This is a genomic window from Streptomyces sp. NPDC002536 (genome assembly GCF_053594995.1).
Genome location: NZ_JBSFWU010000014.1, coordinates 1 through 13,164, shown reverse-complemented (window position 1 = coordinate 13,164; position 13,164 = coordinate 1). Strand labels below are relative to the sequence as shown.

12 protein-coding genes are annotated in these 13,164 nt (G+C 71.4%); 6 read left to right on the top strand and 6 right to left on the bottom strand.

Annotated features, from left to right (window positions below; all coding sequences use genetic code 11):
• The first annotated feature begins 33 nt into the window (after positions 1-33).
• On the top strand, positions 34-750 hold the full coding sequence (locus ACWD4B_RS07805; RefSeq protein WP_451419952.1) for a GntR family transcriptional regulator: 717 nt from the start codon (positions 34-36) through the stop codon (positions 748-750).
• A gap of 36 nt (positions 751-786) precedes the next feature.
• On the opposite strand, the gene ACWD4B_RS07800 is transcribed toward ACWD4B_RS07805, so the two are convergent.
• Positions 787-2,259, bottom strand: a complete 1,473-nt coding sequence (locus tag ACWD4B_RS07800; RefSeq protein WP_451419951.1) for an FAD-dependent monooxygenase — start codon at positions 2,257-2,259, stop codon at positions 787-789.
• A gap of 119 nt (positions 2,260-2,378) precedes the next feature.
• On the opposite strand from ACWD4B_RS07800, the gene ACWD4B_RS07795 reads away from it, so the two are divergent.
• Together ACWD4B_RS07795 and gndA are read left to right on the top strand one after the other, a co-directional pair.
• A complete protein-coding gene (locus ACWD4B_RS07795; protein ID WP_451419950.1) occupies positions 2,379-2,990 on the top strand; it encodes a TetR/AcrR family transcriptional regulator C-terminal domain-containing protein in 612 nt (203 codons plus the stop codon).
• Between the two features lie 296 nt (positions 2,991-3,286).
• Positions 3,287-4,747 carry an NADP-dependent phosphogluconate dehydrogenase gene (gene gndA / locus ACWD4B_RS07790; protein ID WP_451419949.1) on the top strand — a complete coding sequence of 487 codons (1,461 nt, stop codon included), beginning with the start codon at positions 3,287-3,289 and terminating at the stop codon, positions 4,745-4,747.
• A 73-nt stretch (positions 4,748-4,820) separates the two neighbouring features.
• On the opposite strand, the gene ACWD4B_RS07785 is transcribed toward gndA, so the two are convergent.
• Entirely contained in the window at positions 4,821-4,991 is a 171-nt protein-coding gene (locus ACWD4B_RS07785; protein ID WP_451419948.1) for a hydrophobic protein, read from the bottom strand.
• 62 nt (positions 4,992-5,053) lie between these two features.
• On the bottom strand, positions 5,054-5,761 hold the full coding sequence (locus ACWD4B_RS07780) for a hypothetical protein (RefSeq protein WP_451419947.1): 708 nt from the start codon (positions 5,759-5,761) through the stop codon (positions 5,054-5,056).
• A 236-nt stretch (positions 5,762-5,997) separates the two neighbouring features.
• On the opposite strand from ACWD4B_RS07780, the gene ACWD4B_RS07775 reads away from it, so the two are divergent.
• On the top strand, positions 5,998-6,552 hold the full coding sequence (locus ACWD4B_RS07775; RefSeq protein WP_451419946.1) for a type 1 glutamine amidotransferase domain-containing protein: 555 nt from the start codon (positions 5,998-6,000) through the stop codon (positions 6,550-6,552).
• 106 nt (positions 6,553-6,658) lie between these two features.
• Entirely contained in the window at positions 6,659-7,234 is a 576-nt protein-coding gene (locus ACWD4B_RS07770) for a TerD family protein (RefSeq protein WP_336410869.1), read from the top strand.
• Positions 7,235-7,244: 10 nt separating this feature from the next.
• On the opposite strand, the gene ACWD4B_RS07765 is transcribed toward ACWD4B_RS07770, so the two are convergent.
• The 3 genes from ACWD4B_RS07765 to ACWD4B_RS07755 form a co-directional block, all read right to left on the bottom strand.
• Positions 7,245-7,733, bottom strand: coding sequence for a hypothetical protein (locus tag ACWD4B_RS07765; RefSeq protein ID WP_451419945.1), 489 nt, complete (start codon positions 7,731-7,733; stop codon positions 7,245-7,247).
• 70 nt (positions 7,734-7,803) lie between these two features.
• Positions 7,804-9,360: a Na+/H+ antiporter gene (locus ACWD4B_RS07760; RefSeq protein WP_451419944.1), complete on the bottom strand. Its 1,557-nt coding sequence runs from the start codon at positions 9,358-9,360 to the stop codon at positions 7,804-7,806.
• Positions 9,361-9,405: 45 nt separating this feature from the next.
• Positions 9,406-9,807, bottom strand: a complete 402-nt coding sequence (locus ACWD4B_RS07755) for a zinc ribbon domain-containing protein (RefSeq protein ID WP_451419943.1) — start codon at positions 9,805-9,807, stop codon at positions 9,406-9,408.
• Positions 9,808-10,438: 631 nt separating this feature from the next.
• Here ACWD4B_RS07755 and ACWD4B_RS07750 point away from each other — a divergent pair.
• Positions 10,439-13,003, top strand: coding sequence for an ATP-binding protein (locus ACWD4B_RS07750; protein WP_451419942.1), 2,565 nt, complete (start codon positions 10,439-10,441; stop codon positions 13,001-13,003).
• Positions 13,004-13,164 lie beyond the last annotated feature (161 nt).

Genomic DNA, 13,164 nt, shown 5'->3' with positions numbered 1-13,164 from the left:
CTGACTGGGATATCAAATCCCTAGGATGGATGCGTGAAGTATCTGCCCGCCATCCTCAGCACGGACCACCCCAGCCTGAACGCCACCGAGCGCGCATACCTCGCGATCAAGCGGCGGATCATCGAGCTCGACCTGGCGCCCGGCGCCCATGTCACCAAGACGGATCTGACGCGGCTGACCGACGTCGGCACCATGCCGGTGAGAGAGGCTCTGACCCGGCTGCGGCGCGATGGGCTGGTCGATGTGCTCCCCCGCTCGGGATACCGGATCCTGCCCGTGACCTTGAAGGGGGCACGCGATCTGTGCGCCTTCCGCCGGCTTCTGGAGACGGAGACCGCTGCCCTCGCGGCAGAGCGCGGCTGCCCGCAGGATGATCTCGCCCGTATGGAAGAACTTCTCGGCCAGACCTACGAGCCACGCGATACAGAGAGCATCGAGGCATTCCTCCGCGCCACTCTGGAATTCGATGCGATCATCGCCGACAACTGCGGCAACGACAGGCTGGCCCAGTCGGTCATCCAGGTCTTCGACGAGCTGGAACGAGTTCTGCGGATCACCTTGGGCTCGCTTCCGTTCTCGGCATCGGCCACGCATCAACGACGCGCGGTCTGGGAAGCGGTCCGCGACCGCGATCCGGTCGCGGCCCGAGCCGCCATGGACAACCGCACGCGAACCTCTCAGCAGCAGATCATCGATGCGCTCACGGCCAGCCCATCGATCGCCGAGGCCGGCATCACCGTCTCCCGATGAGGCATCTCCGTTGACGGGTGGGCTCATCGAGCGCGCTCAGCGGCACAGGGTGCGCAGGGCGGTGAGGCAGTCCGCGGCCCGGCGTTGCGGGTCGGTGTCGGTGCCGGCCCAGGCGATCCGGGCGTCCGGCCGGATCAGAACGGCGGTGACGTCCCGCCAGATCGGGTCCGCCGCTTCGGTGTTGACGGTGACCGTCCGCTGTTCCAGACCGTCTGCGGAACACAGCGTCCGCGTCCCGTCGAGGTCCAGCAGCAGCGGCCGGCCGTGGTGCATCAACGGGTGGGCGGTGGGTGCGTCGGCCGTGTCCAGGGCGAGGCCGGCCAGGCGGGTGCCGTTCAGCGGGTGCGCGCCGGGTGTGGTGCCGGCGGGGAGCGGGTCGTCGAAGCCGGCGATCCGGCGGGCCCACTGGCGGTTGGTCTGCGGTTCGGCCAGCGCGGCGGACCAGACCTCGCGCAGCGCGATCTGCTCCGGGCTCGCCGCGGCGAACAGGGCGAGCTGCGCGCGGGTGTTGTCGATGACGGCACGGGCGGCCGGCCGGCGCTCCGTGTCGTAGCTGTCGAGCAGTCCGTCGGGCGCCCGGCCCTGGAGGGTGGCGGCCAGCTTCCAGCCCAGGTTGGTGGCGTCCTGGATGCCGAGGTTCATGCCCTGGCCACCGGCCGGGAAGAACATGTGCGCCGCGTCCCCGGCCACCAACACCCGTCCGGCCCGGTACCGCGCGGCCTGGCGGGTGGCGTTGCCGTAGCGCGACAGCCAGCGGGGGTTGCGGATGCCCAGGTCCCGTCCCAGTAGCGTGCGGGTCTGCTCGCGCACCTCCTCCAGGGTCAGCGGTTCGCCGGTGCCGTGGTGCATGGTGGCCGTGGAGAGGCCCGCCAGCCGGTGGACGCCGTCGCCGATCGGGGCCGCCAGGAACGAACCGGCCGGTCCGGTGGCGGCGAGCGGCGCGGTGGGCGGATCGTCGAGTTCGACGTCGGCGAGCCACCCGGTCATGGTGGTGTCCTGACCGGGGAAGTCGATGCCGGCCGCCTGGCGCACCACGCTGCGGGTGCCGTCACAGCCCACCACCCAGCGGGCCCGCACGGTCCGGTGGGTGCCGCCGGCTCGGATCACCGCCTCGACGGAGTCCGGGCCCTGGGTGAGCGAGACGACCTCCTCCCCGCGCAGCACCCGGGCGCCCACGGCAACCGCGTGCTCCTCCAGGAGCTGTTCGGTGACGGACTGGCCGAGCGCCAGCATGAACGGGTGCACCGCCCCGACCGTGGAGAAGTCCAGCCGGGTGGTCGCCGCCCCGAAGTGGCCGGTCGGCACCGGGGTGCCGCGTTCGATGAACCGCTCCGCGAGTCCGCGGGTGGCGAAGGTGTCCAGCGTGCCGGCCTGCATGCCGACCGCGCGCGACCGTCCGTCCGGTGCCGCCCGGCGTTCCACGACGGTCACCTCCACCCCGTGCAGGCGCAGTTCCGCGGCGAGCCAGAGCCCCACCGGGCCGGCCCCGGCGATGAGCACGTCGAGCATGACAACCACTTCCTCTCACTCTTGTCCGTTGGACAAGAGTGAGCATGCCCTAGAATTGTCCATTGGACAACAGAGGTTGGACAACAGGGGCACGGAAGCCGACCGGGAAGGCACATCGGATGGGTACGACACGGGACGAGATCGTCGCTGCCACGCTGGCGGTCCTCGACGAGCGCGGGCTGGACGGGGTGACCATGCGCGCCGTCGCGGCCCGGCTCGGCGTGCAGCACAACACCGTCCGCTGGCACGCCTCCAGCAAGGGCCGCCTGCTCGAACTGGCCTCCGATGAACTCCTTGCGCACTGTCTCGACGAGCCGCTGCCCGAGGCGTTCCCCGACCGGCTCAAGGAACTGAGCCGCCGCTGCCGCGCGGCGCTGCTCTCCCACCGCGACGCCGCCAGAATGGTCGCTGGCGTCTTCGCCGCCGAGCCCCGCACGCTGCGCTACGCCGACACCGTGATCGCCACCCTGCTGGCGGCCGGCCACCCGCCGCGCACGGCCGCGTGGACCCACTGGTCGATCTTCTATCTGACCCTGGGCCTCACCCAGGAACAGCAGGCCGCCGAGGAGACCGCACCGGCCCTCCTCCCGGACCAGGTCCCGGACGACACCTACCCGGCCCTGGCCGCGGTCCTGCCGCACGTCGGCCCCGACAGCTTCGACCAGCGCTTCGAATTCGCCCTCGACCTGATCATCGCCGGCCTCCCCCGGGCCGAAGGGCCGGTCGGCTAGCAGCCATGAAGAAGAGTTCCGGCTGGACAGACTGACGCCGAAGCCCATAGACGCAGGACGCGTACCCACTCCACGCATGGTCCGGGCCGCACAAACGGACCACAGACGCGGACGCTTCCGTGGCGAAGAAAGTGACAGACCCAAAGCCACCTCCAGCGCACACCCAGCCACCTCCGAGCACCCCGTGCAACGATGACCGGGCGACGCCCGACTGACCGAGGGGAAGCTCTTCGCACCCTCCGACGTTGACGCCTCGCACACCCCTTCGACGCACGTGACAGGAGTGGACCACCGCAATGCCCGGCACCCCCGACACCACCGCCACCGCCCAGATCGGCGTCACCGGACTCGCCGTCATGGGCAGCAACCTCGCCCGCAACTTCGCCCGCCACGGCCACACCGTCGCCGTCCACAACCGCACAACGGCCAAGACCACAGCCCTCATTGACGAACACGGCCACGAGGGAAACTTCGTCCCCGCCGAGACCGCCGAGGAATTCGTCGCCGCACTCCAAAAGCCCCGCCGCCTGATCATCATGGTCAAGGCCGGCGGCCCCACCGACGCCGTCATCGACGAATTCGCACCCCTCCTCGACGAAGGGGACATGATCATCGACGGCGGCAACGCCCACTTCCTCGACACCCGCCGCCGCGAAAAAGCCCTCCGCGACAAGGGAATTCACTTCGTCGGCACCGGCATCTCCGGCGGCGAGGAAGGCGCCCTCAACGGACCCTCCATCATGCCCGGCGGATCCGTCGAGTCCTACAAAGCCCTCGGCCCCCTCCTCGAATCCATTGCCGCCAAAGCCCCCGACGGCACCCCCTGCTGCACCCACATCGGCCCCGACGCCGCCGGACACTTCGTCAAGATGGTGCACAACGGCATCGAGTACGCCGACATGCAGCTCATCGCCGAGGCCTACGACCTGCTGCGCACGGTCGCCGGCTACGAGCCGGCCCGGATCGCCGAGATCTTCCGTGCCTGGAACACCGGGCGGCTCGACTCCTACCTGATCGAGATCACCGCCGAGGTGCTCGCCCACACCGACGCGGCCACCGGGAAGCCGTTCGTGGACGTGGTGGCCGACGAGGCCGAGCAGAAGGGCACCGGGCGGTGGACCGTGCAGACCGCGCTGGACCTTGGGGTTCCGGTCTCCGGGATCGCCGAGGCCGTCTTCGCGCGGTCCGTCTCCGGGCACACCGACCTGCGGCGTGCCGCGCGCTCCCTGCCCGGCCCCGTCGGCGAGCCGCTGTCCGCGGACGCGGCGGAGGCGTTCGCGGCGCAGGTCGAGGAGGCGCTCTACGCCTCGAAGGTGGTGTCCTACGCACAGGGCTGGAACATGATCGGTTCCGCGAGCGCCGAGTACGGCTGGGACATCGACCTCGGGTCGACGGCCGCCATCTGGCGCGGCGGCTGCATCATCCGGGCCGCCTTCCTCGACCGTATCCGCACCGCGTTCGCCGCCGACCCCGCGCTGCCCACGCTGCTGGCGGACAAGGAGTTCGCGGACGAGGTCGGACGGGCGCAGGACGCCTGGCGTGCGGTCGTCGCCACCGCGGTGCGCCGCGGCGTGCCCACGCCGGGCTTCTCGGCCGCCCTCGCCTACTACGACGCGCTGCGGGCGGAGCGGCTGCCGGCCGCCCTGACGCAGGGGCAGCGGGACTTCTTCGGGGCGCACACCTACCGGCGCACCGACCGCGAGGGCTCGTTCCACACCGTGTGGGCCGGCGACCGTCACGAGGAAGCGGCCGGCTGAGTCTGCCGGGACGCCCGGCCGGAAATGCGGCCCGGAATACGGGCGCCGTCCGGCCGGGCGTCATCGCCGGAATTCACCAGCGATACCAGCGGCCCCTTTTCCCGCCGGAACCCACGCTGCGGAAAATGAATCCCAGCAACCACACGACCAGCACGGCCATGGCGAGCCACCACAGCACGTGCAGCACGAATCCCGCGCCGCCCAGAATCAGGGCCAGCAGCAGGACGATGACAAGTACGGCCATTTCCGCCCCCTTTCCGTTCTGCAGGGATATTCCCTGCACGGGGCCGGATAACCGGTTTCCGGTCAGGCGGGGTGCGGGCTGTCGCCGTCCAGGAGCAGCTGGGGCACCTGGGTGAAGGACCAGTCCCCGCCGCCCTTGCGGGTGAAGACCCAGACCAGGTCGAACCGGTCGTCGGGCCAGGCCTTCGGCGGCTCGGGCCGTATCGTGCCCAGGCCCTTGACGATGGCGGAGATCCGGTGGTGCTCCCAGGCCACCAGGGTGGCGCCGTGCAGTCCGACGAGCTCCTCGGCCAGGGCCGCCTCGTCGTCCGTGCGGTGGTCGACATTGGGCTTGACCTTGAGCTTCGCCGCCAGCGGGGTGACCGTCTCGCTGGGCCGCAGGCCTCCCCCGCCGTGGTGCGGCGAGGCGGCGTAGACGGCGGTCGGCCGCACCAGGCCCTGGCGCAGCGGCGTGCCGCCGTCCGGGGCGAAGAGGCCGGTCAGGGCTCCGGCGCGCTGCCAGCCGCGGACGGTGAGGGCGTGCTCGCTCTGCTCGCCGTCCTCGGTGATGCCGAAGGGCGGCTTCTTGCCGTTCTCCTTGGGCTTCTCGCCATGCCGGATGATCATGACGGTGTCGTCGCCGGAGGCCGGGGGGCGGCCCGTCTCCCCTGCTGCCGCGCTGTGCTTCTTGCCGCCGCAGGCCGCCGTCATGGCCCCCGTCGCCGCCACGGCTCCGCCGGCACCGATCATGCGCAGCAGGGTGCGGCGCCGTGGCGCCCGGGGTGTCTCCATCTCCGGCTCCTTCGTGTCATGGCACGTCAACTCCCGTTCGTCGTCCATGGTCGCGGATGGCTCCGGCGCCCCGTCAGGTCAGGTTCCCCTTTCCATGCTCGCCGCCCCGCCCCGCGCGGCCGTACGGGGGATTCCGCCCGCCCTTCCCGGCACCGGGTGTTTCCGCGCCGCACGAACGGTCACCCGTAGCCCGGACAGCAGTGAAGGACAGCAGAAGACGGCGAAGGACGGCACCCATGCAGATCGCATTTCTCGCGGCACCGGCCGGTGTCGAGCAGGTCGAACTCACCGAGCCCTGGCAGGCCGCTCTCGACCACGGCGACAAACCCCGGCTGGTCTCCACCCGCGGCGGCCGGATCCAGGCCTTCCACCACCTGGACCGGGCCGACACCTTTCCCGTGGACGTGACGCTGGACGAGGCCCGCGTCGAGGATTTCGACGGGCTGGTCCTGCCCGGCGGCGTCGCGAATCCCGATGCGCTGCGCATGGACCGGCGGGCCGTGGAGTTCGTGAAGGGATTCTTCGACGCGGGGAAGCCGGTCGCCGCGATCTGCCACGCGCCGTGGACGCTGATCGAGGCCGACGCGGTGCGCGACCGCACCCTCACCTCGTGGCCCAGTCTGCGGACCGACGTGCGCAACGCGGGCGGGACGTGGGTGGACGAGCAGGTCGCGCTCTGCACGAACGGCCCCAATGTGCTGGTCACCAGTCGCAGGCCGGCCGATCTGAAGGCCTTCTGCGCGGCGTTCACCGATGCGTTCGGCAAGGCGGCGCAGGCCGCCGGGGACTGACCGCCCGGTCAACACTTCATGTATTGCGCAAGCGGGGAACCCTGAGGCCCGCCCGTGCGTCCTGCCTGACGACAGCACACCCACTGCATCATGCACGGAGGACCCCATGGCCGTGACCCTGTCCAAGGGCGGCAACGTCTCGCTGAGCAAGGAGGCCCCGGGCCTGACCGCGGTGACCGTCGGTCTGGGCTGGGACGTCCGCACCACCACGGGAGCGGACTACGACCTCGACGCCTCCGCTCTCCTCTGCGACGTGTCCGGCAGGGTCCTCTCCGACCAGCACTTCGTCTTCTTCAACAACCTCAACAGCCCCGAGGGTTCGGTCCGGCACTCCGGCGACAACCTCACGGGCGGCGGCGACGGCGACGACGAGCAGATCCAGGTCGACCTGGCCACCGTCCCCGCGCAGGCGGCGCGGATCGTCTTCCCGGTGTCCATCTACGACGCCGAACAGCGCGGGCAGAGCTTCGGGCAGGTGCGCAACGCGTTCATCCGCGTGGTCAACCAGGCCGACGGGCGGGAGATCGCCCGTTACGACCTGACGGAGGACGCCTCCACCGAGACCGCGATGGTCTTCGGCGAGGTGTACCGGCACGGGGCCGAGTGGAAGTTCCGGGCGATCGGGCAGGGTTACGCCTCGGGGCTGGCCGGCATCGCCCAGGACTTCGGGGTCAACGTCTGAGTCCGGCGCCTCAACTCTTCGCCGAGTCCTCCACCTTGATGTCGGATATGAGCTTGGTGCTCAGGTCCGACTGCACCGACAGGTACGTGTACGTCGGGTGCTGGTCGTCGCCCCAGGTGAGCCGCACCCGCGTCCACGTGTGTCCCGCACCGCTGTTGTCGTAGGAGACCTGCCACGCGCGCGGCGTGTTCTGCGCCCGGAGGACGCCGTCCACGTGGTTGCTGTGCTCCCACGCATCCAGGCGGATGCGGAACTCCTTGGTGAGGTAGTGGGCGCGCAGGGCGTTGGCGAGCGAGGTGTCGGGTTCGCCGGAGCGGGCGTCTATGTACGCGCCGTAGAAGGCCGCCACGCGGTCCTGGGCCGAGTCGCTGCTGCCCGCGCGGACGGGCGGCGACGGCGACTCCGCGGCGAACGCGGCGGCGGGGACGGACAGCGTGAGCAGGAGGGCGAGGGCGGCGGCGGTGCGCTTGACGGTTCGGTTCACGGACTTGGCGGACATGGTTTCCCCCACAGTTGTGTTCTCCTTCACCCTGTAGAGCGCCCGGCGCACCGGAATTGTTCCTTCCGCCTCATTCGCCGAGGCCCGCCTCCTCCAGGTCCAGCGCCCGCTGCAGGCGCCGCCGCGTCATGTCGCCTATGCGGTTGTCCGCATACAGCCGTGCCAGTTCCGCGGACTCCGCCGCGATGACCGTACGGCGCAACTCCCGGTAGGCCGCGGCCGATACGGCCGACGCCGCCTCCCCCTGGTCGGCGTCCGCCTGGTCCAGCCGTGCCAGCAGCCCCCGCCGCAGCTGGTCGATGACGATGGCCGGCGCCGCCTCCAGCTGTTCCATCTCCTCCAGGCACCCCAGCCCCGCCTCCGCGAGCGCCGCCCGGGCCCGGGCCTCCTCGCGGGCCGTGTGCTCCGGCTGCAGGGCGATGCCCGACCACCGCACCACCGGCGCCAGTGTGAAGCCCTGCAGGATCAGCGTGAACGCCACCACCCCCGTGGTGAGCACCAGGATCAGCGACCGGTGCGGCAGCGCCTCCCCCGCGTCCGTGGCGAGCGGCACCGACAGCGCCGCCGCCAGCGGCATCACCCCGCGCGTCCCCGCCCACGACACCACCGCGGGGATCCGCCAGGACACCGGGCCGTCGCCGCGCCGGCGCTGCATCACCACGGACAGCGGCAGCACCCCCAGCAGCCGCACCGCGATCACCGTGGCGGCCACGGCCAGCACCCCGGGCAGCCATTGGTGCGGGTCCGGGCCGAGTGCCCGGACGAGCGTGGGCAGTTGCAGACCGATCAGCGCGAAGACGACGCTCTCCAGCAGGAAGACCACCGTGCCGTAGACGGCCTGGACCTGGAGCCGGACGGACCCGCTGGTGAGGGTGTGACCCGTGCTGCCGAGCAGCACGCCGGCGATCACCACCGAGGTGACGCCCGAGGTGTGCAGGTCCTCCGCCAGGACGTACCCGGCATAGGGCGTGACGAGCGCGACGACCGTCTCCAGCACCGGATCCTCCGTACGCCGCCGGATCACCGTCGCCGCCCCCGCGACCGCGGCCCCCACCAGGGCGCCCCCGCCGCCCAGGACCAGGAACCGGCCGCCCGCGGCCGGGAGCGAGACCGCACTCGCGGCCACCGCCGTGGTGACCGCCACCTTGAACAGCACCAGCGACGTCGCGTCGTTGAACAGGCTCTCCGCCTGCACCAGCACCTGGACGCGCGGCGGCAGCGACAGCCGCCGGCCCAGCGCGGTCACCGCCACCGGGTCCGTACTGGCCAGGATCGCGCCCAGGACGAACGCCATCGTGCCCGGCAGCGGAGTGATCGCTGCGGCCACCGCCCCGACCGCCGCCGCGGTGACCAGCACCAGGCCGAAGGCCAGCACGGTCACCGGCCGCCACACCCGGCGCAGTTCGCGCCAGGGAATCTCCTCCGCCGAGGCGTACAGCAGCGGCGGGAGCACCGCCACACTGATCACGTCCGGGGAGACCCGGACGTCGGGTACCCACGGCAGCAGTCCCATCAGCACCCCGCCCACCACCAGCAACGAGGGGGCGGGTATCCGCCAGTGACGGGCACCGGTGGCGACGAGGGTGGCGAATCCGACGAGGAGCAGGGTGGCGGTCAGGGTTGTCACGTGCGAATTTTGACTTCCTCCCCCTCCTGAACGAGGGGGATTCCCCTATGAGGGGGTTCGGCCGGTTGCCCGGCTTACAGGTTCCTGCTTCAGGGACCGGCCGGCGCCGAGGTCTCCACAGGCTGACACGGGCTGTCCGCCCGCGTGTTTGATGTTCTTCGCAGCGTTCACGTCGGCGTTCTCTGCGTGTCCGCAGCCTTCGGCTTTGCATCGGAAGACCGCTTGGCTTTCGCGGTTTCCTTCCGAGACGAGGCTGCAGGCGGAGCACCGCTGCGACGTGTACGTGGGATTGACCTTCACCACGAGCGTGCCCGTGTGCCGGGCGGCGTTGGTGAGGGCGAGTTCGAGGCAGTGCCAGCCCTTGTCGAGGACGACGCGGTTCAGGCCCTGCTTCTGGGCGACCCGGCAGCCGGGCGCTTCGATCGTGCCCGAGGCGGAAACGGACATGTTGCGGATCTTGAGCTCCGAGCGGGCGCGACCGGCGGAAGCGGACCCATCCCAGCTTCGGCAGTTTCGCCCGGCCCCATGTACGGCCCAGTCGTTCTACGGTGATGAGGTTCCCGGCCGGGAACCGGAAGGACGGGGACCAGCAGGCCTTGGAACGCCGGCGGACCTTGAACGTGCCGTGATCCCGGCACGCCTTGTCCAAGTCCCTGAGCGTCTGCTGAAGAACGTGAGAAGGGGCAGCCTTCAACCACGGGTGCTCGCGCTTGGCGTCGGCCAGCTCAGCGGCCTGCGGTACGTAGTTCATCCACGCGCCGCGACGCCGGTACTCCCGCCGCTGGTGAAGGCCGGTGTTCCACACCGACCGGCAGATGTTGCCGAACTCCTCGCACATGCCGGCTTGTTCGTCCGTCAGCTCAAGCCGGTACCGGCGACCGGACAGCATAGGAACACCCCCCTCCAATTGATGTGACCATTCTGGTGCGACCCACTGACAACTCAGTGAACTCCGCCGCTGCGCGGCTCCGCGTCAAAGATCACAGGTCAGGAATGCGTCAACGTGGCCGTCCGGTACCGCGATCGGGGTTCTCCGGCCCGACGATGAGGTGTGGACCATTTAAGGAAGGAGCACCTCATGGCCCAGGTCAGCGCGCCTCCCCGGGAACGGCGCAGGCCTCCCGGCAGACTCAAGGTCTATCTCGGCGCCGCCCCCGGGGTCGGCAAGACCTACCGGATGCTGGACGAGGGACGGCGCCGCGCCGAGCGCGGCACCGACGTCGTGGTGGGCTTCGCCGAGTGCCATCGGCGGCCGCACACCGAGAAGATGCTGGAGGGCCTGGAGGCCGTGCCCCGGCAGCGGCGCAGCTACCGGGGCATGGAGGTCACCGAACTCGATCTCGACGCGGTCCTCGCGCGCCGCCCGGACGTGGTGCTGATCGACGAGCTGCCGCACACCAACGCGCCCGGCGTGCGCAACACCAAGCGCTGGCAGGACGTCGAGGAGCTGCTCGCCGCCGGCATCGACGTCGTCACCACCGTGAACATCCAGCATCTGGAGTCGCTCAACGACGTCGTCGAGAAGATCACCGATGTGCCGCAGCGCGAGACCGTCCCCGACGAAGTCGTGCGCCGCGCCCACCAGATCGAGCTCGTCGACATGCCCCCCGAGGCCCTGCGCCGCCGCATGGCGCACGGCAACATCTACGCGCCGGAGAAGATCGACGCGGCGCTCTCGCACTACTTCCGCGTCGGCAACCTCACCGCCCTGCGGGAGTTGGCGCTGCTGTGGCTCGCCGAGCGCGTCGACGAGACGCTGCAGCGCTACCGTGCCGAACACGGCATCGGCGGCGTGTGGGAGACCCGCGAACGCGTGGTGGTCGCCCTCACCGGGGGTCCGGAGGGCGAGACCCTCATCCGGCGTGCGGCCCGGATCGCGGCCCGTTCCGCGGGCGGCGACCTGCTGGCCGTCCATGTCGCCCGCAGCGACGGACTGGTCGGCGCCTCGCCGGCGGCGCTGGCCCGGCAGCGGCAGCTCGTCGAGACCCTGGGCGGCAGCTATCACACCGTCGTCGGCGACCATGTGCCCGCGGCGCTGCTCGCCTTCGCCCGGGCCGAGAACGCCACCCAGCTCGTCGTCGGCGTCAGCCGCCGCGGCCGGCTGCTGCGCTGGCTCACCCCGCAGGGCGTCGGCGACTCCGTGGTCGAGGGCTCGGGCGACATCGACGTCCACATGGTCACCCACGAACGGGCCGGCCGGGGACGCGCCCTGCCCGTCCCCGGCAGCGGCCTGTCGCGCACCCGCCGGATCGCGGGCCCGGTGGCCGGATTCGTCCTGCCCGTCCTGCTGACCCTGCTGCTGCGCGCGGTCGCCGGCCCGCTCGACCTCAACCTGACCAGCGAGACGCTGCTGTTCCTGCTGGCCGTCGTCGGAGTGGCCTGCATCGGCGGGGTGATCTCCGCGCTGCTGGCCTCGCTGACGGCGTCGCTGCTGCTCAACTACACGTTCATCCCGCCCATCGGCCGGTTCACCGTCTACGAGGCCAACAACATCCTCGCGCTCGTCGTCTTCGCACTCGTCGCCGTCACCGTGGCGACCGTCGTGGACGGTTCGCAGCGCCTGAGCCGCAGGGCGGCGAGCGCCACGGCCGAGGCCGAGACCCTCTCCTCGCTCGCCGCCGGCATCCTCCGCGGCGAACTGGACGTCCCCGTGCTGCTGGAACGCACCCGCGAGACCTTCGGCATGGCGTCCGTCGAACTGCGCCCGCGCCACCGCGAGTCGGAGCCGGTGCGCCCCGCGGCGCCGGCAGGGAACGGGGACGGGATCGCCGTCCCCATCGGGACCGACAGCGAACTCGTCCTGCGCGGCCGCCCGTTGCCCGCCACCGAGCACCGCGTCCTCACCGCCTTCGCCGCCCACCTGACGGCCGCCGTGGAACGGGCCCGGCTCGCCGAGGCGGCGGCCGAGATCGAACCGGTCAAGGCCGCCGACCGCATGCGCACCGCTCTGCTCGCCGCGGTCAGCCACGATCTGCGCACCCCGCTGGCCGGCGGCTGGGCCGCCGTCAGCTCCCTGCGCAGCCGCGACGTCAGTTTCTCGGAGGAGGACCGCGAGGAACTCCTGGCCACGGCCGAGGAGTCGCTGGCCAAGCTCAACCGGCTGGTCGACAACCTCTTGGACATGAGCCGCATCCAGGCGGGCGCCCTGACCCTGCACCTGCAGCCCACCGCACTCGCGGAGGTGCTGCCGCTGGCGCTGGACAGCCTGCCCGAGGCCCCGGCCGACCCCGTCGCCGTGCAGGAGGTGGCGGACGCGCCCGCCGTGCTGGCCGATCCGCCGCTGCTGGAGCGGGTGATCGCCAACCTGGTGGCCAACGCGGCCCGGCACTCGCCCGCAGGGCGCCCGGTCACCGTCGCGGCCAGCGTCCTCGCATCGCGGGTCGAACTGCGCGTCATCGACCGGGGCCCCGGCATCCGGCAGCAGGACCGGGAGCGGGCGTTCGCGCCGTTCCAGCGCCTGGGCGACACGGACAACACGACAGGGCTCGGGCTGGGACTCGCCCTGTCCCGGGGACTGACGGAGGCGATGGGCGGCACGCTCACCCCCGAGGACACACCGGGCGGCGGTCTGACGATGGTCGTCTCGCTCCCGGCGGCACCGGTGCCGCCGAGGGCGTGTCCGGCGGATCTTCGCGCCCCGTAAGGGGCGCGGGGAACTGCGCGACAAGCCACGACGCTCCCGCAGTCGAAGTACTCGGGGCTGCGCCCCGGACCCCCGGGGTGGTGCGTCGGCTGCGGGCCCCGGCGACCTCCGTGGTGTTGATCGAACGCACCAGGGTGCCGTTGAGGCTGCGGTTGGCGAGC

Bases quoted from the DNA above. Each gene is read 5' to 3' on its own strand.
- ACWD4B_RS07800 (WP_451419951.1), bottom strand. From the start codon at position 2,259: ATGCTCGACGTGCTCATCGCCGGGGCCGGCCCGGTGGGGCTCTGGCTC.
- ACWD4B_RS07775 (WP_451419946.1), top strand. From the start codon at position 5,998: ATGCAGATCGCATTTCTCGCGGCACCGGCCGGTGTCGAGCAGGTCGAA.
- gndA (WP_451419949.1), top strand. From the start codon at position 3,287: ATGCCCGGCACCCCCGACACCACCGCCACCGCCCAGATCGGCGTCACC.
- ACWD4B_RS07780 (WP_451419947.1), bottom strand. From the start codon at position 5,761: ATGGAGACACCCCGGGCGCCACGGCGCCGCACCCTGCTGCGCATGATC.
- ACWD4B_RS07770 (WP_336410869.1), top strand. From the start codon at position 6,659: ATGGCCGTGACCCTGTCCAAGGGCGGCAACGTCTCGCTGAGCAAGGAG.
- ACWD4B_RS07750 (WP_451419942.1), top strand. From the start codon at position 10,439: ATGGCCCAGGTCAGCGCGCCTCCCCGGGAACGGCGCAGGCCTCCCGGC.
- ACWD4B_RS07765 (WP_451419945.1), bottom strand. From the start codon at position 7,733: ATGTCCGCCAAGTCCGTGAACCGAACCGTCAAGCGCACCGCCGCCGCC.
- ACWD4B_RS07785 (WP_451419948.1), bottom strand. From the start codon at position 4,991: ATGGCCGTACTTGTCATCGTCCTGCTGCTGGCCCTGATTCTGGGCGGC.
- ACWD4B_RS07795 (WP_451419950.1), top strand. From the start codon at position 2,379: ATGGGTACGACACGGGACGAGATCGTCGCTGCCACGCTGGCGGTCCTC.
- ACWD4B_RS07755 (WP_451419943.1), bottom strand. From the start codon at position 9,807: ATGTCCGTTTCCGCCTCGGGCACGATCGAAGCGCCCGGCTGCCGGGTC.